The 20,894-nt window shown below is 62.7% G+C and carries 19 protein-coding genes and 1 pseudogene; 16 read left to right on the forward strand and 4 right to left on the reverse strand.

Going from position 1 to position 20,894, the window contains the following annotated elements:
• Positions 1-8: 8 nt before the first annotated feature.
• On the reverse strand, positions 9-2,153 hold the full coding sequence (locus tag RHEC894_RS29425) for a hydantoinase/oxoprolinase family protein (RefSeq protein ID WP_085740222.1): 2,145 nt from the start codon (positions 2,151-2,153) through the stop codon (positions 9-11).
• A 474-nt stretch (positions 2,154-2,627) separates the two neighbouring features.
• On the opposite strand from RHEC894_RS29425, the gene RHEC894_RS29435 reads away from it, so the two are divergent.
• The 16 genes and pseudogenes from RHEC894_RS29435 (at position 2,628) to RHEC894_RS29510 (ending at position 18,876) form a co-directional block, all read left to right on the forward strand.
• A complete protein-coding gene (locus tag RHEC894_RS29435) occupies positions 2,628-3,662 on the forward strand; it encodes a sterol desaturase family protein (RefSeq protein ID WP_085740224.1) in 1,035 nt (344 codons plus the stop codon).
• A complete protein-coding gene (locus RHEC894_RS29440) occupies positions 3,659-3,970 on the forward strand; it encodes a MocE family 2Fe-2S type ferredoxin (protein WP_085740225.1) in 312 nt (103 codons plus the stop codon). The genes RHEC894_RS29435 and RHEC894_RS29440 overlap by 4 nt, the downstream gene beginning before the upstream one ends.
• A 71-nt stretch (positions 3,971-4,041) precedes the next feature.
• Positions 4,042-5,018, forward strand: a pseudogene (locus RHEC894_RS29445) (substrate-binding domain-containing protein).
• 59 nt (positions 5,019-5,077) lie between these two features.
• Entirely contained in the window at positions 5,078-6,283 is a 1,206-nt protein-coding gene (locus tag RHEC894_RS29450) for an FAD-dependent oxidoreductase (RefSeq protein WP_085740226.1), read from the forward strand.
• Positions 6,284-6,317: 34 nt separating this feature from the next.
• Entirely contained in the window at positions 6,318-7,157 is an 840-nt protein-coding gene (locus RHEC894_RS29455; protein WP_085740227.1) for a TIM barrel protein, read from the forward strand.
• Between the two features lie 26 nt (positions 7,158-7,183).
• A complete protein-coding gene (locus RHEC894_RS29460) occupies positions 7,184-8,311 on the forward strand; it encodes an S-(hydroxymethyl)glutathione dehydrogenase/class III alcohol dehydrogenase (RefSeq protein WP_085740228.1) in 1,128 nt (375 codons plus the stop codon).
• A gap of 214 nt (positions 8,312-8,525) precedes the next feature.
• Entirely contained in the window at positions 8,526-9,026 is a 501-nt protein-coding gene (gene hpaR / locus RHEC894_RS29465; protein ID WP_085740229.1) for a homoprotocatechuate degradation operon regulator HpaR, read from the forward strand.
• Between the two features lie 103 nt (positions 9,027-9,129).
• Complete coding sequence (locus tag RHEC894_RS29470) at positions 9,130-10,116, forward strand: helix-turn-helix domain-containing protein (RefSeq protein ID WP_085740230.1); 987 nt, start codon at positions 9,130-9,132, stop codon at positions 10,114-10,116.
• Positions 10,117-10,217: 101 nt separating this feature from the next.
• A complete protein-coding gene (locus tag RHEC894_RS29475) occupies positions 10,218-11,624 on the forward strand; it encodes an aldehyde dehydrogenase family protein (RefSeq protein WP_085740231.1) in 1,407 nt (468 codons plus the stop codon).
• 3 nt (positions 11,625-11,627) lie between these two features.
• Positions 11,628-13,223: a GMC family oxidoreductase N-terminal domain-containing protein gene (locus RHEC894_RS29480; protein ID WP_085740232.1), complete on the forward strand. Its 1,596-nt coding sequence runs from the start codon at positions 11,628-11,630 to the stop codon at positions 13,221-13,223.
• 51 nt (positions 13,224-13,274) lie between these two features.
• Complete coding sequence (locus RHEC894_RS29485; protein WP_085740233.1) at positions 13,275-14,528, forward strand: ABC transporter substrate-binding protein; 1,254 nt, start codon at positions 13,275-13,277, stop codon at positions 14,526-14,528.
• Between the two features lie 68 nt (positions 14,529-14,596).
• Positions 14,597-15,463, forward strand: coding sequence for a branched-chain amino acid ABC transporter permease (locus tag RHEC894_RS29490; RefSeq protein ID WP_085740234.1), 867 nt, complete (start codon positions 14,597-14,599; stop codon positions 15,461-15,463).
• Positions 15,460-16,497: a branched-chain amino acid ABC transporter permease gene (locus tag RHEC894_RS29495; RefSeq protein ID WP_085740235.1), complete on the forward strand. Its 1,038-nt coding sequence runs from the start codon at positions 15,460-15,462 to the stop codon at positions 16,495-16,497. The genes RHEC894_RS29490 and RHEC894_RS29495 overlap by 4 nt, the downstream gene beginning before the upstream one ends.
• The gene (locus tag RHEC894_RS29500; protein ID WP_085740236.1) at positions 16,494-17,198 is read left to right on the forward strand and encodes an ATP-binding cassette domain-containing protein; all 705 of its coding nucleotides are present in this window, start codon (positions 16,494-16,496) and stop codon (positions 17,196-17,198) included. Before RHEC894_RS29495 ends, RHEC894_RS29500 begins: the two co-directional genes overlap by 4 nt.
• Position 17,199: 1 nt before the next feature.
• Positions 17,200-17,916, forward strand: a complete 717-nt coding sequence (locus RHEC894_RS29505) for an ABC transporter ATP-binding protein (RefSeq protein WP_085740237.1) — start codon at positions 17,200-17,202, stop codon at positions 17,914-17,916.
• Between the two features lie 12 nt (positions 17,917-17,928).
• Entirely contained in the window at positions 17,929-18,876 is a 948-nt protein-coding gene (locus tag RHEC894_RS29510) for a helix-turn-helix domain-containing protein (RefSeq protein WP_010068306.1), read from the forward strand.
• Between the two features lie 29 nt (positions 18,877-18,905).
• On the opposite strand, the gene RHEC894_RS29515 is transcribed toward RHEC894_RS29510, so the two are convergent.
• The 3 genes from RHEC894_RS29515 to RHEC894_RS29525 are packed head-to-tail and all read right to left on the reverse strand — an operon-like array spanning position 18,906 to position 20,890.
• Positions 18,906-19,295 carry a nuclear transport factor 2 family protein gene (locus RHEC894_RS29515; protein WP_010068307.1) on the reverse strand — a complete coding sequence of 130 codons (390 nt, stop codon included), beginning with the start codon at positions 19,293-19,295 and terminating at the stop codon, positions 18,906-18,908.
• Between the two features lie 7 nt (positions 19,296-19,302).
• Positions 19,303-20,082: a MoaF C-terminal domain-containing protein gene (locus RHEC894_RS29520; RefSeq protein ID WP_085740238.1), complete on the reverse strand. Its 780-nt coding sequence runs from the start codon at positions 20,080-20,082 to the stop codon at positions 19,303-19,305.
• Between the two features lie 19 nt (positions 20,083-20,101).
• Entirely contained in the window at positions 20,102-20,890 is a 789-nt protein-coding gene (locus RHEC894_RS29525) for an SDR family NAD(P)-dependent oxidoreductase (RefSeq protein ID WP_085740239.1), read from the reverse strand.
• Between the last annotated feature and the right edge of the window lie 4 nt (positions 20,891-20,894).

The following is a 20,894-nucleotide window of genomic DNA, read 5'->3' on the forward strand; positions in this document are numbered from 1 at the left end:
GGAGCTCCTTACTGCCTGGTAACGAGGAGGCAGCCGTCGTTCTGGACGATCGCCTTGAACGAGGATGTCAGGACCGACGAGGTTTCACGCTCGACGATGACGGCCGGGCCGGCGACGACGTCGCCCGGCTTCAGATCCTGCCGCTCATGGATCCCCGCGTCGAGATAGGCGCCCTGCGCGGCCTCGAACAGGCGCCGGCGCTGGCGCGGCGAAACGGTGCCGCCTTCGGCGATGGAGGCCACGCGTGCCACCGGCGGAAGCGGAGAGGCTGCCTTGACCGACCAGCTGACGATCTCGACGTCGAGCCCTTCGATCGCCCGGCCGAAAAACCGTTCATATTCGGCCTGGAAGGCGCTAGCGATCCCATCTGCGCTCGCCGCGTCGAAACGATCGGCCTCCAGCGGCACCGGAATGTCCCAGCCCTGGCCGGCGTAGCGCATGAAGAGCGTCCGCTCGATGACGGGCGCACCGGTTTCGAGCCCGCCTTCCACGAAGCCGATCGCCTCGGACTTCATGGCGTCGAGAAGACGGTTGGCTTCGGCGAAATCAAAGTTCGAAAGGTTGAAGACCGAACTGCGCACCGCTTCGTAGCCGAACGGCGCCTTGAGGAAGCCGATGGCCGAGCCGACGCCGGCGCCCGGCGGAACGAGGAAGGTGGAGATGCCCATCTTCTCGCAGAGGCGAGCCGCATGCAGCGGCCCGGCGCCGCCGAAGGTGATCATGGTGAAATCGGAGATATCCTTGCCGTTCTCGACGGTATGCACCCGGCCGGCATTGGCCATGTTCTCGTCGACCATTTCGCAGGTGCCGTAGGCGGCGGCCTCGGGATCAAGGCCGATGATGGCGCCGATGTCGTCACGCATGGCCCTGCGGCTTGCGTCAACAGAAAGCGGGATGGCGCCTCCGGCGAAATTCTCCGGGTCGAGCTTGCCGAGGATGAGATCGGCATCGGTCACGGTCGGGTTCTTGCCGCCGCGCTGGTAGCAGGCCGGCCCAGGTTCGGAGGCCGCCGAATGCGGGCCGACGCGGATCTGGCGCATGCCGTCGACCGAAGCGATGGAGCCGCCGCCGGCGCCGATCTCGACCATCTCGACGACGGGAATGGAGATCGGCATGCCGGAGCCTTTGCGGAAGCGGTAGGTGCGCGCGACTTCGAAGGTCTTCGCCGTCTTCGGCACCTGGTTCTCGATCAGGCAGATCTTTGCCGTCGTGCCACCCATGTCGAAGGAGAGCACCGCGTCCAGGCCATGCCGGCGCGCGATGTCCGCCGCGAAGATGGCCCCGCCCGCAGGGCCTGACTCGACGAGGCGGACGGGAAATTCGGAGGCGCTTTCGACCGAGACGATGCCGCCGCCCGAATGGATCATGAAGACGGGGCAGCCGACGCCGACCTCCTTCAGCGAGACGACGAAACGATCGAGATAGGATTTGATCGCCGGCTTGACATAGGCATTGGCGCAGACGGTGTTGAAGCGCTCGAACTCGCGCATCTGCGGCGAAACTTCGGACGAGATCGACACCGACATATTCGGAAGACGCTTGAGGATGGCATTGCGGACAGCCGCTTCGTGGGCGCCGTTCGCATAGGCATGGATGAAGCCGATCGCGACGCTTTCATACTCTCCCTCGGCGATCGTCTCGACCGCAGCAGCGACCGAGGCCTCGTCGAGCGGGAGCAGCACGCGGCCGGTGGCATCGATGCGCTCACGCACGACGAGGCGGTCGGCACGGGCGATGAGCGCGGGCGGCAGCGATATGTTGAGGTCGTATTGTTCGAAACGATTTTCGGTGCGCATTTCGAGGACGTCGCGGAAACCTTCGGTCGTGACGAACGCGGTCCTTGCGCCGCGCCGCTCGATCAGGGCGTTGGTGGCAAGCGTCGTTCCATGGATGAGAATGCCGATCTCCGACAGCGCAATGCCCGCCGTCTCGGCAACGGCCTTCACGCCTTTCAGAATAGCCCGCTCCGGAGCGGTGTAGTCCGTCAGGACTTTCGTCGAGTGAAGCGCGCCGTCGAGATCGAGCGCTATGTCAGTAAACGTGCCGCCGATATCGACCCCGACCCGGCAGTTGCGTGGCGTGATGTTCACCGTGTTGTTCCCCACTTCCCGTTTCAGGTGCCGGCCGCGCCCTGCGATCGGAGCGGCCGCCATGTCCAGCTTCACCCCTCCAGGAGGGCGGCGTCAACATTTGGCTTGACCATTTTCGTATATGTCACTTATCATATAACTGTCAACTATAACAAAAACGGGAATCTCGCGAGCCGGCCCAATCGCTTTGCTCCCAGGGTTGAAATCAAACCGGCAGCCGAGCGGTCGTCAATCGGCGATGTGGCTTGATCAGGCGCCGAAAGCCCAATTCCGCTTTGCGCTGGATCTGCTTCTGCACGCACCGGCCTGACCCGTATCAAGCCGGATCAGGCTCTTATTCGCTTCACCACCAAAGAAGCGCTTTGATCTAATTAGATCAAGAATGCCCTCGGTATCCGGCAGGCCGCCTGTTATCTCTGTGTCAGGCAGGAGAGCCGGAGCGCCGAAACCGAGCGACATTGGACAAAGGCGCGCAGAGCGCTCTCCAACACCAATTCATGGGCGCGGCGAGACGGGATCCACCGCGAGGAGGCCATAATGGACGACCTGCAGTATGGAACGCGCAACAAGCGCGGAGACTGGGCGCCGAACCAGCCCGTTCAAAACGCACCGCTTTTTCTGTTTCCCACGCGGCTGCTGGCAATTCTGAAGTGGTTGCCGCATTACTTTTTTCCCTGGAACATGATCTTCGCTGCCTCAGCTGTCGCCTATTGGGCATGGGTCATTCCGCCGATTGAGACGATGCAGATGATCGGCTTCGGCTGGATCGCCTGGCTGTACGCAGTCAATGCGATCTGCGTGTTTCTGTTCTACGGCGCCTTCGAACTCCATCTTTACATCCTGAAGCGCCAGGAAAATCGCTTCAAATACAATGGCAAGTTCCCGGCCGGGCAGAAGAGCAAGGCGTTCTGGTTCGAAAGCCAGAATCTCGACAATATTTTGCGAACCTTCCTGTCTGGCGTCACCATCTGGACCGCGGTCGAGGCCGGAATGCTCTGGGCCTATGCCAACGGCTACGCACCCTGGCTCAGCTTCGCGGAAAATCCGTGGACGCTGGCAGTTGTCGCGCTCGTGGTGCCGATCATCCACGAGTTTCACTTCTTCTGCATTCACCGGCTCATCCACACGCCGCTTCTCTACAAGTGGGTTCACTCGGTTCACCATAATTCGGTCAACCCTTCGCCCTGGTCGTCGCTGTCGATGCATCCGGTCGAGCATCTGCTCTATTTCGGAACGGCTTTCTATCACCTGATCCTGCCCTCCAACCCGATCATCATGCTCTACCAGCTGCATTATGCCGGTTTCGGAGCCATTCCAGGCCATGTCGGCTTCGATAAGGTCGAGATCGGCGAAGACAGACTGGTCGATAGCCACGCCTATGCGCATTACCTCCACCACAAGTACTTCGAGGTGAACTACGGCGACGCTCTGATCCCGCTCGATAAGTGGTTCGGCACCTGGCACGACGGCTCGCCCGAAGGCGAAGCGCAGATGCAGGAACGCTACCGCAGGCGGAAGGAAAAACTCGCCGCCCGCAAAGCTCGCGTAGAAATGGGAGGAGCAGCCGAATGACCTGGGTTTCAGCTGGCAAGCTTGACGACATCGAGCAGGAGGGAGCCATCCGCTTCGACCATGGCGGGCGCACCTACGCGGTCTACCGCGGGCCGGATGACAGCGTCTATTGCACCGCGGGGCTCTGCACCCACGAGGCGATCCATCTCGCGGACGGATTGGTCATGGATTTCGAGGTGGAATGCCCCAAGCATTCCGGCGCCTTCGACTATCGCACCGGCGAGGCCCTGAGACTTCCGGCCTGCGAGAACCTTAAGACTTATCCGGCCGAAGTGGTCGATGGCGAGGTTCGCGTGGCTCTGATCTGAGCCCGCGACATAGGCAGGCCGAGTGGCCTCCGGAACGGATCGGGCGGCCCGGCGCCCTTTGGGAGGATGACATGAAATCAATCTGTGTGGCGGCCGTTCTGGCCGCCCTGACGACGACTGCTGCCTCGGCCGAGACGATCGGCGTGTCCATGCAGAGTTTCGACAACAATTTCCAGACACTGCTGCGCGAGGGGCTTCAGGCACGGGCGTCCGCGCTGAACGGCGTCAAACTTCAGATCGAGGATGCACAGACCGACGTTTCCAAACAGCGCAGCCAGGTGGACAATTTCATCGCGTCGGGCGTGGATGCGATCATCATGACGCTCGCCGATACATCAGCGGCCACCGGCATCAGCGCGGCAGCGCGGCAGCGCGGCAGCGCGGCAGCGCGGCAGCGAAGAATGCAGGAATTCCGCTTGTCTACCTCAACCTCGCGCCGGAAAATATCGACAAGCTGCCGGAAAAACAGGCCTATGTCGGTTCGAAGGAAACCGACTCCGGCAGGCTCGGCGCCGAAGCCGCCTGCGATCTGCTGAAAAAGAAGGGAAAGGCGAACGACGCACAGGTCTACATTCTTATGGGTGATCTCGCCCATCAGGCCTCGCGCGACCGCACATCATCCTTCAAGGAGACATTGGCGGCTGGCGATTGCAAAGGCGTGACCATCGCCGATGAGCAGTCTGCTGCCTGGACCCGGACGAACGCGATGGATCTGACGACGAATTGGATCACCGCAGGTCGGCCGATCGACGTCGTCTTCGCCAACAACGACGAAATGGCGCTCGGTGCGATCCAGGCCTTGAAAGCTGCAAGCGTGTCGATGGATGACGTCATCGTCGTCGGCATCGATGCGACACAGGATGCTCTCATCGCCATGGCCGCAGGCGACCTCGACGCGACTGTGTTCCAGAACGCCAAGGCGCAGTCGGCAAGTGCCGTGGATGCAGCCGTCGCCCTTGCCCATGGCAACAGCGTCGATAAGGAGGTTTGGGTTCCGTTCGAGCTGGTCACGCCAAAGAACATGACCGAATACGCCAAGAAGAACTGATCCTCCCCGGCCGGCGTCTCCTCCTCACGAGCGCCGGCCACCTTTTCCTGGAGCAACCTATGGACGGAATCGTCATCGTCGGCGCGGGAGAAGCCGGCACGCGCGCAGCCTTCGCGCTGCGAGAAACGGGATTTTCCGGCAACGTCACGCTGGTCGGCACGGAACCGCACTTGCCTTACGAGCGGCCGCCGCTCTCGAAGCCATTGAATGGCACGGTGCAGATGAAGCCGATCTGCGGCTCCGAAGCACTACACGCGGCGGGAATCGAATATGTTCAAGGCGTTTCGGCGTCGAGGCTGGATGCACAGGTGCAATCCGTCGTTTTGAGCGATGGCCGGACGCTCCCCTATGACAAGCTTCTGCTCGCCACCGGCGCCCGTCCGCGGCGACTGACATGCCCTGGGGCGGAGCGCGCATTCGACTTCCGCACCTATGCGGACGCAGCAAGTGTCTTCTCTCGTGGGGACGCCGGCAAAAAAATCGCAATTATCGGCGGCGGCCTGATCGGAATGGAGCTTGCAGCCGTGCTGCGCGGAAAAGGCAGTGCCGTCAGCGTCATCGAAGCTGCGCCGAAGCCGCTGGGACGCGCAGTCCCCCCGCGCTTTGCAGCTAAACTCCACGCCAGGCATCAGGATGAAGGCGTCGCATTCCATCTTGGCCAGGGCGTGGCCGAAATCACTGACGACGCCGTTGTTCTCGCCAATGGCGACGCGGTGCCGGCCGACGTCGTTGTCGCAGCTATCGGCGTCCAGCCGGATGTGGCGCTCGCGGAAACGGCGGGGCTCGCGATAGGAAACGGCATCCTGACCGACGATTGCCTGCGCACGAGCGACCCGAATATTTTCGCGGCAGGTGATTGCGCTGCGGTGGCTCAGCCGGGCGGAGGACATATCCGGTTCGAAAGCTGGCGGAATGCCCGCAGCCAAGCGGAAACTGCGTCCCGCAACATGGCTGGCGGCGAGGGCGCTTTCACCGCCATCCCTTGGTTCTGGTCTGATCAGTATGATCTCGGGTTGCAGGTGGCGGGTCTGCCGCTGCCCGGGCATCAGAGCGTCGTGCGGACGTCCGGCGAGGGCGAATTGGAATTCTACCTTGATGACGGGCGTCTTGTCGCTGCGGCCAGCCTCGGCATCGGCAATGGCTTGGCCAAGGACATCAAATTGGCCGAGATGTTGATTGCCGCGGGGATCAACCCCGACCCGGAAGCCCTGGCCGACCCCACCTTCAACCTTAAAGCTCTTCTGAGAAGCGCGCGAGCCGCCTGATGCGGCCCTAAATTCTTGCCTGGATATTAGACAAATGCAGTCACTACTGGTCTTTCAATCGCTCTGGGCGATGGAACTGCGCAGCAGCAGGCGCACTGACCCCACCCTTGAGGAGAGCATCAGCCAAATTGCTGAAGCGGGCTTCGACGGAGTGAGCGCGCATTGGAACGATCGGGAATATGTGCGGCGCCTTCACGCACTCCTGAGCCACCATGGCCTCCGGGCCGAAGGTCAGTGCTTCCCGAAGACCGTAGATGACCTCAAGCCGGTCCTCGAAAACGCCGCCGAGTTCGGTGTTCACCACATCTGCCTTCAGCCAGACATCTGCTTGCGTCGGATCGACGACTGTCTGCCACTGCTGGAAGGCTGGCAGCGGCTGGGGGAGGACGCGGGGATTCCGGTCTTCATCGAGACGCATCGCGATCGAATGACGACCGACCTCTTCTTCACACTCGACTTGCTGGATCGACTGCCGGATTTGCGGTTGTTGGGCGATATCTCGCACTTCCTGGTCGGCCGCGAATTTGCCTGGCCCGTGTCGGAAGAGAACCATGGCATGATCCATCGAATCCTCGACAGCTCCTGGGCATTCCACGGGCGCGTGGCTTCGCGAGAGCAGGTGCAGATAGAAATCTCATACCCGCATCATCGGCCTTGCGTCGATCTCTTTCTGGGCTGGTGGGAATACGGCTTTCGGAGTTGGCGAAAGCGCGCTGCCGCGAGCGACAGTCTCGCCTTTGTCTGCGAACTCGGCCCGAAACCATACGCGATCACAGGCCGCGACGGAGAAGACTCCACCGATCGTTGGGAGGAGGCGCTTATGCTGCAGCGATACGCCCGCGATTTGTGGTCCAAGCTCACCACTGAACCCTGACTTATTCAAAAATTCGGAGATACCTTATGGACGTTCGCGCCGCCGTAGCCGTTCAGGCCGGCAAACCGCTTGAAGTGATGACCGTGCAGCTGGAAGGGCCGAAGGCCGGCGAGGTGCTGGTCGAGGTCAAGGCGACCGGCATCTGCCACACCGACGACTTCACGCTCTCGGGCGCCGATCCGGAAGGCCTGTTTCCGGCCATCCTCGGCCATGAGGGTGCGGGCGTCGTCGTCGATGTCGGCCCCGGCGTCACCTCGGTCAAGAAGGGCGACCATGTCATCCCGCTCTACACGCCGGAATGCCGCGAATGTTATTCCTGCCTTTCCCGCAAGACCAATCTCTGCACCGCGATCCGCTCGACCCAGGGCCAGGGTCTGATGCCGGATGGCACCTCGCGTTTCTCGATCGGCAAGGACAAGATCCATCACTATATGGGCTGCTCGACCTTCGCCAATTACACCGTGCTGCCGGAGATCGCGCTCGCCAAGATCAATCCCGACGCGCCGTTCGACAAGGTCTGCTACATCGGCTGCGGCGTCACCACAGGCATCGGCGCCGTCATCAACACCGCCAAGGTCGAGATCGGATCGACCGCGATCGTCTTCGGTCTCGGCGGCATCGGCCTCAACGTGCTGCAGGGCCTGCGCCTTGCCGGCGCCGACATGATCATCGGCGTCGACATCAACCCGGATCGCAAGGAATGGGGCGAGAAGTTCGGCATGACGCATTTCGTCAATCCGAAGGAGGTCGGCGACGACATCGTTCCCTATCTGGTCAACATGACCAAGCGCAACGGCGACCTGATCGGCGGCGCCGACTACACCTTCGACTGCACCGGCAACACCAAGGTGATGCGCCAGGCGCTGGAAGCCAGCCACCGCGGCTGGGGCAAATCGGTCATCATCGGGGTGGCCGGCGCCGGCCAGGAGATCTCGACGCGGCCGTTCCAGCTGGTCACCGGCCGCAACTGGATGGGCACCGCCTTCGGCGGCGCGCGTGGCCGCACCGACGTTCCGAAGATCGTCGACTGGTACATGCAGGGCAAGATCCAGATCGATCCGATGATCACCCATACGATGCCGCTCGACGACATCAACAAGGGCTTCGAGCTGATGCATCAGGGCGAAAGCATCCGCGGCGTGGTGGTCTATTGAGAAGTCTCACATCAATCGCCGCGACGGCGCTTCCTCTTCCGATAGCAACAGTTGCACGCCCACTCCTACCCCTGAGACTCTGCCACAGCAAAGGCTCTTAGTGAAAGGGGTGGCACTTGGTCGTTTCCGTGTTAACTAGTTGCCTTGTGATTTTCCGTCGACTGTTCATTTCGCGAAGAATCCGATATTCAACGAGTGCGCGGTCAGGATCAGAATGAGCAACAGGCAGCAAAATCAAGTCGAAATACCATCCTCACCGATGAGCCGGCCGCAGGAGCGCCGGAGATCCCTGGCGATTGGGCTTTTGCGCGCCCGCGAAGCGGTGATGAGCCATTTTCGGCCGATCATTGCTGCTCATGACGTCACCGAGCAGCAATGGCGGGTCATCCGTGTGCTGTCCGAAGCCGGAACGCTCGATGCAAGCGAAGTGGCCGACAAGGCCTCGATCCTGGCGCCAAGCCTGACGCGTATGATCCGCTCGCTGGAGGAGCGTGGTTTCATCACCAAGCACAAGGACAAGGCCGACGGCCGGCGGGTGCTGTTGCGGATTACGCCTGCAGGGCAGGCAACCGTCGATGAAGTCATGCCGGAGAGCCTCAAGGTCTATGCCGATATCGGCGCGCGTTTCGGTACCGATCGGGTCGAGCAATTGCTTGACATGCTCGACGAGTTGGCCGCGTTGAAGCTGGAAGGCGTGCCGAGCAGCGAGGAATGACGCGTCCTCGCATCGGCCGTTAATTAATGTGTTAAAGATACGATTGACGGCCGAGCCGACCTGTAGCAGTCTCGAACGATGCTGACACTGTTGGGAGGCAGAGTTGGACCTGTTGCAGAACCGCAGCCTTGTCGATCGGACCTGGTCGCCGACACCTTACGATCAATGGGTGGATGATCTCCACAGCATCTGCGGCAATTTCAACCCGCATACGATGGAGCGCGGCGACAAGGTGATAGGCACAGCGAGCCGCATCGACGTCTGCGGCATGGAGTTTGCCCATGTCTCCAACGATCTCGATTACGTCCATCGTGGCTGGGACGATATTCGCCGGGATGCGCACGAGCATCTGTTCCTGATCCTGCAGCTCGAGGGTGCCTGCGGGGTGGAACACTCCGGCCAGCAGAACATTCTTGACGTCGGCGAATGCATTCTGGTCGATTCCACCCGGCCGACCACATTCCATTTTCGCGGCCACTTTTCCAACCATCTCTCCCTGCATCTGCCGCGGCAATTGATGTATTCGGAGCGCAAGGTGGATTTCGACGTCGCTCGCAAGCTTGTGGCAAGCGATCCGATGGCGATGATGCTGCGGGCGCTGATCGCCAAGATGATGACGACGCCGGAAAGCGAGGCGGCTTCTCCGCATCTGCGCCAATTGATGTTCGACACGACGCGCCAGGCATTTCTGTCGACCGACATCGAGCCGGCAAGCCTGAATTCCCTGCATGAGAGCGCCGGCCGGCGCATGCAGATGGTCGATATCCTGATCGACAAGCACCTGACCGAGAGCGATCTCAGCGCCAAATGGCTGGCGACGAGGCTCGGCGTGTCGATCCGCACGCTGCAGCAGGATTTCCAGGGAATGGGCATGACCTGCACGACCGTTATTCGCGACAAGCGGCTGCGCTTCGCGCGGGAAAAGATCGAGCAGCTGAAGGAGCAGCGCAACGCCACAACCATCGCCGAAGTCGCCTATTCGGCCGGCTTCAACGACATTTCCTATTTTAATCGCAGCTTCAAGGACCTGTTCGATTGCGCCCCGAGCGAGCTGCTTCGCGCCGGCGAACCGGCGCCAAAGATGGCCTGACGCGCAGTTTGCGCTTCCGTCCAAGACGGCGCGCGTTTCTCCCCAAGACGCCTTTTCCGGCGAAAGTCATAATTCTCCTCGATCTTACGGAGGAGAATATCGTGAAGCAGTATACCCTGCTCATCGGTGGCGAAACTGTCGCCATAACCCACCATGCGGCGGTTACCAATCCGTCGAACGGCGAAATCGTCGGCTACATGCCGCTTGCTCGGGAAGCCGATCTCGACCAGGCCGTTGCCGCCGCAGCAGCAGCTTTCAAAGGCTGGTCGGCGACGTCGAACGAAGAACGCGCAGGGGCTTGCCGGGCAATTGCGGAAAAGATCAGCGAGCATGCCGAAGAGCTGGCGCAGATCCTCACCCGGGAGCAGGGCAAGCCGCTCAACGGCCTCGGATCCCGCTTCGAAATCGGCGGCGCGCTTGCCTGGACACGGCATACGGCCGAACTCGACCTGCCCGTCGAGATCCTGCAGGACGATCATGAGGGCCGCGTCGAGCTGCATCGCAAGCCGATCGGCGTGGTGGGCTCGATCACGCCCTGGAACTGGCCCGTGATGATCGCCTGCTGGCACATCATGCCGGCGGTGCGTGCCGGCAATACCGTCGTCATCAAACCGTCGCCGCTGACGCCGCTCTCGACCATCCGTCTCGTCGAGATCATCAACGAGGTGCTGCCGCCCGGCGTCGTCAACGTGATCACCGGCGAAAACAGCATTGGTGCCGCCCTTTCCGCCCATCCCGGCATTGCCAAGATGACCTTCACCGGCTCGACCGAGACCGGCAAGAAAATCATGGCCTCGGCGGTGGCCACCCTGAAGAGGCTGACGCTGGAGCTCGGCGGCAACGATGCGGGCATCGTGCTGCCCGACGCCGACCCGAAGGCCATCGTCGAGGGCCTGTTCTGGGGCGCCTTCATCAATAACGGCCAGACCTGCGCCGCACTGAAACGCCTCTATGTGCATGACAGCATTTATGAGGAGGTCTGCCGGGGCCTTGCCGACTACACCGCCAAGATCGTCGTCGGTGACGGCCTGGATGAGGCAAGCATTCTCGGCCCGGTGCAGAACGAGATGCAGCTCAACAAGGTACGCGAACTCGTCGACGATGCGCGCGCCCGTGGTGGCCGTGTCCTGACCGGCGGCGCGCCGCTGGAACGGCCCGGTTATTTCTATCCGATCACCCTCGTTGCCGATGTCGACCACGGCGTGCGGCTGGTCGATGAGGAGCAGTTCGGTCCGGCCTTGCCGATCATCCGCTACAGCGATCTCGACGAGGTGATCGCCCGCGCCAATCAGAATCCGGCCGGCCTCGGCGGCTCGGTCTGGTCTGCCGATGTCGAAAAGGCGAAGCGCTATGCGATGCAGCTCGAATGCGGTTCGGTCTGGATCAACAAGCACGGCGCGATCCAGCCCAACGCGCCCTTCGGCGGCGTCAAACAATCCGGCATCGGCGTCGAATTCGGTGCCGAGGGGCTGAAGGAGTTCACGACGATCCAGACGGTGTTGAGCTGAGCCATGACGACTTACGATTACATCATCGTCGGAGGCGGATCCTCGGGCTGCGTGCTGGCCAACCGCATGTCGGAAAACCCGGCGCACAAGGTGCTGCTGATCGAGTCCGGCCGCCGCGACGCCGATCCGTGGATCCATATCCCCGCCACCTTCTTCAAGGTGCTGGGCAAGGGGATCGATATCCATCCCTATGCATCGAACCCCGACAAGGGGCTGAACGGCCGGCCGAGCATCGTCCCGCAGGGCAATGTGCTTGGCGGCGGCAGCTCGGTCAACGCGATGATCTATATTCGCGGCCATCGCAACGACTACGACACCTGGTCGCAGATGGGCTGCCAGGGCTGGTCCTATGACGACGTGCTTCCGGCCTTCCGCTCGCTGGAAAGCAACGAGCGGCTGAACGGCCAGTTCCATGGCAGGAAGGGCGGCCTGCACGTCTCCGATCCGCGCCACCGGCATCCGCTGAGCGAGGCCTTCGTCAAGGCGGCGACCGAAATCGGCATTCCCCACAATGACGATTTCAACGGCCCCGATCAGGCGGGTGTCGGTTTCTATCAGAGCACCACCCATGGCGGCCGGCGCTGGAGTTCGGCCCAGGCTTTCCTGCGCGAAGCAGAGAAGCGGCCGAACCTCACCGTGCTGACCGAGCGCAAGGTGGCGCGCGTCCTGTTCGAGGGGCAGAGGGCGGCCGGCGTCGAACTGCTCGACGGCACGACTTTCAAGGCGTCGCGCGAAATCGCGCTCACATCGGGCGCCATCGCCACACCGAAGATCCTGCAATTGTCCGGTATCGGCGACGGCGCGCATCTTGCTTCGCTCGGCATCAAGGTCGTCGCCGACCTGCCTGGTGTCGGCGCCAACTATCAGGATCATCTCGAAGTGCCGGTGCAGGGCGAAACGCACGAGCCGATCTCGATCCTCGGCCATGACAAGGGCCTGCGCGCTGCCGGCCACATGCTGCGGTACCTCACATCGCATCGCGGGCTGCTGTCGTCCAATGTCGTCGAATGCGGCGGCTTCGTCGATACTTCGGGCACCGGTCAGCCGGATGTGCAGTTCCATGTGCTGCCCGTGCTGATCGGCTTCGTCGATCGCGAACCTGAACCAGGTCACGGCCTCAGCATCGGGCCTTGTTACCTCAGGCCGCGGTCGCGCGGCTGGATCAGGCTGAAGAGCGCCGACCCCAGGGAGCAGACGGATTTCAACGCCAACCTGCTCTCCGATCCCGCCGATATCGAAACCCTGGTGCGCGGCGTCGAAACGGCGATCCGCATCCTTGATGCGCCGGCCCTTGCCAAGCTGGTCAAGCGCCGCGTGCTGCCGAAGCCCGGCATCGAAAAGGATCCGGAGGCGCTCCGCGATTACATCAGGCAGTCGGCCAAAACCGTGTTTCATCCGGCGGGAACGGCCCGCATGGGCCGCGCCGACGATCGCATGGCCGTCGTCGGACCCGACCTCAAGGTGCGCGGCGTCGAGGGGCTGCGTATCTGCGACGCCTCGGTGATGCCGACGCTGGTCTCGGGCAACACCAACGCGCCGACGATGATGATCGCGGCAAAGGCCGCAGCATTCATGACAGGAAAGGCGATTTCCGGCTGAGCCGGAGAACTCGGATCCCGTGGGGAGCGGGACAACAAACTGGAGGATACGATGCCTATCAATCTGAGAGGACTGGCAATCAGCCTTGTCCTGACGCTCGTTTCGGCGTTCAGCGCACATGCAGCCGCATCTTGCGGCGACAATAGCGGCAAGCCGGCGACCGGCGAGCCGATCGTGATCGGCGCCATCACCGGCAAGACCGGACCGGACGATTTTTCGAATTCGACCAAGGCGGCAAAGGCCTATTTCGATTGCCTGAACGCCAATGGCGGCATCAAGGGGCGGCCGGTCAAATATCTGGTCGAGGACGACCAGTGGAATCCGGAAATCGCCGCACAGCTGGCAGCCAAAATCGTCAATGACGAGAAGGCCGTGCTGATGGTCGGCAATTCAAGCTTCGTCGAATGCGGCGCCAATGCCGAGTTCTACAAGAAGTCGGGTATTCTCGTCGTCGCCGGCGTCGGTGTTCCACGTGAATGCTTCTTCGCGGAAAACTACGCGCCCACCAATGCCGGTCCGCGCGTCTCGATGCTCGGCGCCATGGGATATGCGCTTGATAAGCTGAGCGCAAAGTCGGTCGTCTGCATCGGCCCGAATATTCCGAACGTCGGAACCTGGTCCTGCGACGGCATCATCCAGCTCGCCAAGGAGAAAGGCCTGAAGGCCGAGACGATCCTGATGGATCCCGGCACCGCCGATTCCACATCGACCGTCCTGCAGGCCGCGGCGTCCAAGCCGGATGTGATCATCCTCGGCCTGCCCAAGGGCGTGACCGTGCCGCTTCTGACCGCCGCCGAAGAACAGGGTCTCAACCAGAGCATCAAGTTCCTGAGCGCAGCTTCGGCCTATGACCTGTCGGTGCCGGGTACGATCGGCGCCGGCTGGGACGGTAATTTCATCGTCAACATGGAGTTCAACGATCTCGAAGCGACGACGCCCGATAACCAGAACTGGCTCGCCGTCATGGACCAGTATGGCCAGAAATCCGACCCGCGCGATACTTTCGCCCAGGCCGGCTATCTCTCGGCCCGCATCGCCGAAAAAGCGCTGATGACGCTCGATCCCGGCAACATCACCCGTGAGACCGCATCGGCGGCCGTACGCCAGGTCAAGAACTTCAAGAGCGATATCTTCTGCGCTCCCTGGTACTTCGGCGACGGCCAGTCGCGCCACAATGCCAATTCGACGACGCGCATGGCGGTCAGCGAAGCCGGCAAGTGGAAGGTCGTCTCCGATTGCGCGCCGTCACCCGATCCGGAGCTGAAGGACGTCCGCGCCTTCGAAAAGTCCGCCGGCCTCAACTGAGCCCTGACGTCTGCCAAAGTGTTCCGCGGTCGCAAGCCGCGGAACCGGACGACGCGAGAGGATCGACTATGAACATCCTGCCTTTCATCATATCCGGGCTTGGGATCGGCGCTGTTTATGCGCTCTCCGGCGTCGGGCTCGTCGTTCTGTTTCGGGCGACCGGCGTTCTCAATTTCGCATTCGGTGCGTTCGGCGCGATCGGTGCGCATTGCGCCTGGCAATTGCTCGAGTGGAAGATGCCTCTCGCCGTCGCCATTCTCGCCGCCGTCACCGTCTCGACGGCGATCAGCTTTCTTTATGGCCGGGTGTTCGCGCCCATGCTCTCGCATCGCGATATCGTCGTGCGCGCGGTGGGAACGCTGGCGCCTGCTCTGATCCTGATCGCGATCATGGGCGTCATCTGGGGCGAACTTCCGCGCCGCCTGCAGTTCCCGACCGATCAGATGTTCCTTTCTCTCTTCGCGGTTCGCCTGACCTTCACGCGCATCATCGCCATTTTGCTCGCCGTCGCCATGGTCGTCCTGATCACGCTGCTGTTGAACCGCACACGTCTCGGCCTCGACATGCGCGCTCTTGCCAATGATCGTGATCTCAGCGCCGTGCTCGGCGTGCGTATCCTCTATACGGAAACCGCCGCCTGGATCATCACCGGCATCTTTTCTGGCCTTGCCGGCCTGTTGCTTGCCGATCTCGTGCGGCTGCAGGGAACCTTTCTGACCCTGCTCGTCATCCCCGCGATTGCCGCCGCCATCCTCGGCCAACTGCGCTCGCTCTGGGAAACGGCCGTTGCCGGCCTTCTGATCGGCATTGCCGAGGCGGTGCTGACGCCGATCGCATGGATATCCCCCTATCGCGCGGCGGCCCCCTTCATCATCGCACTCGTCGCGGTCACCATTCTGGGAGGCACGGCGAAGGCCGCGTTGAAGGACCGATGAGCATCCAGCAGCAGACTATCGCCCCCAGCGCCGAAGGCATATCGATGGTGCGCCTGCCGAAGCAGCTTCTTCAAGTGCCGGTGACGATGCTGATCTTTTCGATCGCCGTCGCCTGCCTTGCCAATTCCTTCTGGCTTTCAGCCGCAACCTCGGCCGTCGCGCTGTCGCTGTCGGTCGCCGGGCTTGCCATTCTCTACGGCCAGCTCGGTCTGGTTTCCCTTTGCCAGTTCGCGCTTGTCGGCGTCGGCGGCTGGGTGACGCTTCGCATCGGCCATGCGTTCCATCCGCCTTTCGAGGTCAGCCTGCTGGCCGGCGCCATCGTCGCTTCGGTGGTGGGGCTGGCATTCGGCGTGCCGGCGCTGCGCTTGCGCGGCCTCTATCTCGCACTCGTAACGCTGATGCTCGCCGGTGCCTTCCAGATCGTCATCAGTGCCTGGGGCTTTCCTGATGGCGGCCCCGGTTTCCTGGGACGGGCCGACGGCTCCGGCCGGGCGATGTTGGCAAGGCCTGTGATGGCCGACGGGGAAGTCGCCTATTTCCTTTATGTCTGCACGTTCGCCGCGATCGGCCTGCTGATTGCGCAGTGGCACAAGCTTGCCCGCCCCGGCCGGGCATGGGCGCTGATCCGCAAGGGCGAGACCGTGGCGATCGCAAGCGGCGTCAATGTACTGATCTACAAGGCCTGGGCTTTCGCCTTGAGCGGCTTTCTCGCCGGTCTTGCCGGCGGCCTGCTTGCCGGCAATGTCGGCCAGCTCGACGGGCGCGCTTTCGGCGCTTTCGAAAGCCTCAACCTGTTTGCGCTCGCCATCGTCGGCGGTGTCTTCAACTGGTACGGTGCGGTGATCGCCGGCATGCTGCTGCGCGCCGTGCCGGCTCTGCTGACCGATCTCGGCATCGACGGTTATGTGATGATCGGGATCTTCGGCGTTGCCCTCTTCCATGCGCTGGCAACGGCACCCTCGGGCATCGCCGGCCAGATATCGGTTTTGATCGCCCGGTTCGGCGGCGGTTTTTCCCGGAGGAGGCCACGATGATCAAGATCGACAATCTCGTCGTCCAGTTCGGCGGCGTCAAACCGATCAACGAACTCAGCGCCGTGCTGACGGCGCCGGTCGCCGGCCTGATCGGCCCGAACGGCGCGGGCAAGACCACGCTGCTCAACGTGCTCTCCGGCTTCGTCAGGCCGGTCCAGGGCTCGGTCCTGCTCGACGAACAGGCGTTGCTGGCGATGACACCGCTTCAGCGCGTCCAGGCCGGCCTGCGCCGTTCGTTCCAGACCGAGCAGGTGGTGGAGGACCTGACCGTCGCCGACAACATCGCCGCGATCGCCGATCATGTCGTCGGCACCGGGCATCGCTCGGGCGCGGTCGACCTGGCGCTTGCCTTCGTCGGGCTGAGCGCGGTCGCCGACCGGCTCGGCCAGTCGCTCAATCTCTTCCAGCGCCGTCTGGTCGAGCTTGCCAAATGCGTGGTCGGCCAGCCGAAGCTGATCCTGCTCGACGAACCCGCGGCGGGCCTGACCGAAGAGGAGGGCAAGGCCTTCCGTGAACTGGTGCTGCGCATCCCGGCGGAATTCCGGGCGCAGGTCCTGATCATCGACCACGATGTCGATCTCATCCGCTCCATGTGCAGCGAAACCATGGTGCTCGATTACGGGAAGCTTCTGGCGATCGGCCCGACGGCTTCCGTGCTTGCCGATCCCAATGTGCGGCGCGCCTATCTGGGGGAGTTCTGACATGAGCGGCCTATCCGAAATCAGCGTCGAGAACCTTATCGTCGAGCGCGGCGGCAAGCGTGTCATTCACGACATCTCCTTTTCGGTCACAGCCGGCAAGGTGACGGCATTGCTCGGCGCCAACGGAGCCGGCAAATCGAGCACGGTCATGGCTATGGCGGGTGTCTTGCCGCGCGCCGGCTCGGTGCGCCTCGGCGGCGGCGTCCTCGAAGGCTTTTCGCCCGATCGTATTCGCCGTGCCGGCCTTGCGCTCGTTCCCGAAGGCCATCGCGTGCTCGGGCAGCTTTCCGTGGAAGACAATATCCTTGTCGCTGCGCTCGAACCCTCGGCAGCGGCGCGCCGGCAAGGGCTGGAGCGTGCCTATGAGATCTTCCCCGAGCTTGCCGAGCGGCGCCGTCAATCGGCCTCGGATCTTTCCGGCGGCCAGAAGCAGATGGTGGCGATGGCGCAGGCCTTTGTCGCCAAACCGCGTTTCATGATCGTCGACGAGCTTTCGCTCGGGCTGGCGCCCGCCGTCGTCAAGCGTCTGGCCGAAGCGCTGAAGATTGCCGCCGCCAGCGGCATCGGCGTGCTGCTGATCGAGCAGTTCGCCAATCTCGCGCTCGATCTCGCCGATCAGGCTCTTGTGCTCGAGCGCGGACGCCTCGTCTTTTCAGGCGCATCCGCGACCCTCAAGGCGCAGCCGGACATTCTCCACGGCGCCTATCTCGCAAGCTGAAACGAAGGCTCTATGATGGCTTCAGCACTTCATAAGTCCATCGAGAGCGCCAGCGGGCGGGAGTTCGCCGGGCTCGCCCGCAACCTGTTCGGAAATGTCCGCCTCGAATTCGGTGCCGCCGACGAGAAAAGGAGCCGGATGGTGTCGGCCATGCTGGGCGCTTGCCGGCTGACGCGGCTGGAGGTGGATCGGCATATCGTCTTCGGCGAACATGCGACGGCCGGGCCGGACGATCCGGATTCGATCAAACTGCTGGTGCAGACGGAAGGCGACGCCTGCCTTGACCAGGGCGGGCTGCATGCGCCGATTTCGGCCGATGCGCTCGTCATCTACGATCCCAGCCGTCCCTATATGCTGACGAACAGCACGCCGGTTCGTCAGCTGCTGTTGCAACTGCCGCGCCATGCGCTGCCGCATGCGGCCATCGAGCGGCTGACGAGGCCGTTCACGGCGCATGCCGAATATGACGGCATGTGCCGTATCCTGCTGTCGCTGATGGATTCGACCATGCATGAGATCGGCCATCTCGACGCGGCGCGGCGCTCGAGCGTCGGCCAGACCATGGTCGATCTCGTCCGCACCATGATCGGCGCCGATCTCCAGCAGGCGCGGCCGATCGCCAATCCGCTGGATCTGCTGTTGCAGCGCATCAAGATTTTCATCGAAAGCGAGCTTGCCCGCCCGGATCTGAGCGTCACCATGATCGCGCGCCGCATGGGCTGCTCGGTGCGCTACATCTACCGCGCATTCGAGGTCGAATGCCTGACGCCTTCGGATTACATCTGGGATCTGCGCCTGCAGAAGGCGGCGGCGCGATTGCGGGACGCCGGCGGCTATGCCGGCGAAATATCCGGGATCGCCTTCGCGCTCGGCTTTTCCTCCAGCGCGCATTTTTCGAGAGCCTTCCGCCATCGCTACGGCCTTTCGCCGTCGCAATGGCGCAAGGCCCGGATTTCGTAGCAGGCGGCCCGGGCCGGGCCAGCTCGATTTCATCGCATGGACTCGTCTACCCGCAGCGTATCCGTGAACTGTTCGAAACGGCGGATCTTGTCTCCGGACACGCCCCAGACATGCACGACGCGGGCCTTGAAGGCCTTGCCCGTTCGCTTGTGCGTGCCGCTATAGTCGCCGACCCCGACGACCTCGTCGCCGGCATCGAGCAGACGCTCCAGCTTGAAGGTGTATCCCTCGAAAGCCTGGCCAAGCGCCTGGAAGACGTTCTCGAAGACTTCCTGCGGGCCGACATAGGTGCCGGCGCAGGGAAAGCCGTCCATCTCCGTCCAGCGGCAGTCGGGCGCGATGTCGGCAAGCATACCATCCATGTCGCGGCGGTCGTTGGCCTGGTAATGGGCCTTTACGATATCGAAAGCTCTGCGCATTGCGTCCTCACACTGGTTCCTGGCCGGGCAGGTAATAGGTCATCGATGCCTTGCGGATGAAGGCGCCGGCGGGGCTGTTCTGTATCCGGCCGTCCCCGGTGATGCCGAGGAATTTGCCTGTCGATCGCATGTCGTTGAAATTGTAGAAGAAGGTAGAGGCGACCGGGATTTTGAATTCCCGGAAGGTGAAGATGTAGAGGTTTTCGTCGAACTTGTAGGTGGTGGCGAGATCGACGTCGCCATGGCCGCGCTGGACGCCGACGAGGCATTGCCAGGCATAGCGCTGCGACGAGAGATAGGTGTGCTCGTAGACGTGATTGGGACTGTAGGTGAAATGCGCCCTCAGCCCGATGAGGTCGCGGCTTTCGTGCGGCACCGGCCCGCTCGCCGCACCACCTTCGATGACGCCCGGCCGGAAGATCTGCGCCACCTGCGGTTCGCCGACCGCGTCCTTGGCATCGCGGACGATGGAATAGATGGAAAGCGCGCGGCGCGTCTCGATATTGAGGATCAGCGTTTCGGCTTCCCTGGGCCGCCCGGCAAAGACCACTTCGACGAAATAGGCTTTCGGCGCGACTTCGATCACCTCGGCCTTGTCGGTGGCGCCATCCTTGCCGTCCGACCATTTGACCTCGCTCTTGGCGAAAGAAAGCTCAAGGCTGCGGCCATCGGCAAAGACGATCTTGTGGGACGCGCCGGCCAGCACATCGGTTGCGGGCAGACGGTTCGTGTCGATGCCATAGGCGAATTCGTCGTAGGTTTTCCAATCCTTCGGATTCTCGTTCATCGGAATTTCCTCCTCTTCATCATTGTGCAAAGGCGAGGGTCGGCAGATCGACCGTGCCGGCCCCGCCGTCGACGGTCAGGATCGCGCCGTTGATCATCGAGGCCTCCGCCGAGGCCAGAAAGCAGACGGCATTGGCGACATCCTCGGCACTTGCCGGGCGGCCGAGCGGCACATCCTTGGTGACGAGCGCATAGGCTTCTTCGACGCTCTTCAGCTTGAACTTATCGACGATGACCTGCATCTGCTCGTCGGCCATCGCAGTCGTCACCCAGCCTGGGCAGACGGAATTGGTGCGCACGCCCTTGCGGCCATAATCGCGCGCCAGCGATTTCGCGAGCCCGATACAGCCGTGCTTCATGGTGACGTAGCCCGCCGCATCCGGCCCGGCAAAGAGCCCGGCGATCGAGGCGAGGACAACGATGTTGCCGCGGCTCCTGATGAGATGGGGTAGGGATTCACGGGCGCTGACGAAGGCGGTGTTGAGATTGAGGCGGACGGCGAGATCCCAGGTCTCATCGGACATGCTGACGGTCGGGCCGACACCGTGGCCGCCGGCATTGGCGATCAGAATATCGAGGCCGCCGAAAGTTTCGACGACCGTTTCGAGCGCGGCCCGCATCGCAACGCCGTCAGCCGCATCGGCAGCGATGACAGTGGCGCCGATCTCATCGGCGACGGCGCGAAGCGGTTCGGGGCGCCGCCCGACGAGTGCGACATTGCCGCCCTCCTGCCGAATACGGCGGGCGACCGCAGCACCAATGCCGGTGCCGCCGCCGGTGATCAGGGCTGTCTTCTTGTTGAAACGCATGTTT

It is taken from the genome of Rhizobium sp. CIAT894 (assembly GCF_000172795.2).
GTDB lineage: Bacteria > Pseudomonadota > Alphaproteobacteria > Rhizobiales > Rhizobiaceae > Rhizobium.

Bases quoted from the DNA above. Each gene is read 5' to 3' on its own strand.
- RHEC894_RS29505 (WP_085740237.1), top strand. From the start codon at position 17,200: ATGAGCGGCCTATCCGAAATCAGCGTCGAGAACCTTATCGTCGAGCGC.
- RHEC894_RS29525 (WP_085740239.1), bottom strand. From the start codon at position 20,890: ATGCGTTTCAACAAGAAGACAGCCCTGATCACCGGCGGCGGCACCGGC.
- RHEC894_RS29460 (WP_085740228.1), top strand. From the start codon at position 7,184: ATGGACGTTCGCGCCGCCGTAGCCGTTCAGGCCGGCAAACCGCTTGAA.
- hpaR (WP_085740229.1), top strand. From the start codon at position 8,526: ATGAGCAACAGGCAGCAAAATCAAGTCGAAATACCATCCTCACCGATG.
- RHEC894_RS29455 (WP_085740227.1), top strand. From the start codon at position 6,318: ATGCAGTCACTACTGGTCTTTCAATCGCTCTGGGCGATGGAACTGCGC.
- RHEC894_RS29520 (WP_085740238.1), bottom strand. From the start codon at position 20,082: ATGAACGAGAATCCGAAGGATTGGAAAACCTACGACGAATTCGCCTAT.
- RHEC894_RS29480 (WP_085740232.1), top strand. From the start codon at position 11,628: ATGACGACTTACGATTACATCATCGTCGGAGGCGGATCCTCGGGCTGC.
- RHEC894_RS29440 (WP_085740225.1), top strand. From the start codon at position 3,659: ATGACCTGGGTTTCAGCTGGCAAGCTTGACGACATCGAGCAGGAGGGA.
- RHEC894_RS29425 (WP_085740222.1), bottom strand. From the start codon at position 2,153: ATGGCGGCCGCTCCGATCGCAGGGCGCGGCCGGCACCTGAAACGGGAA.
- RHEC894_RS29500 (WP_085740236.1), top strand. From the start codon at position 16,494: ATGATCAAGATCGACAATCTCGTCGTCCAGTTCGGCGGCGTCAAACCG.
- RHEC894_RS29435 (WP_085740224.1), top strand. From the start codon at position 2,628: ATGGACGACCTGCAGTATGGAACGCGCAACAAGCGCGGAGACTGGGCG.
- RHEC894_RS29495 (WP_085740235.1), top strand. From the start codon at position 15,460: ATGAGCATCCAGCAGCAGACTATCGCCCCCAGCGCCGAAGGCATATCG.
- RHEC894_RS29485 (WP_085740233.1), top strand. From the start codon at position 13,275: ATGCCTATCAATCTGAGAGGACTGGCAATCAGCCTTGTCCTGACGCTC.
- RHEC894_RS29450 (WP_085740226.1), top strand. From the start codon at position 5,078: ATGGACGGAATCGTCATCGTCGGCGCGGGAGAAGCCGGCACGCGCGCA.
- RHEC894_RS29515 (WP_010068307.1), bottom strand. From the start codon at position 19,295: ATGCGCAGAGCTTTCGATATCGTAAAGGCCCATTACCAGGCCAACGAC.
- RHEC894_RS29490 (WP_085740234.1), top strand. From the start codon at position 14,597: ATGAACATCCTGCCTTTCATCATATCCGGGCTTGGGATCGGCGCTGTT.
- RHEC894_RS29510 (WP_010068306.1), top strand. From the start codon at position 17,929: ATGATGGCTTCAGCACTTCATAAGTCCATCGAGAGCGCCAGCGGGCGG.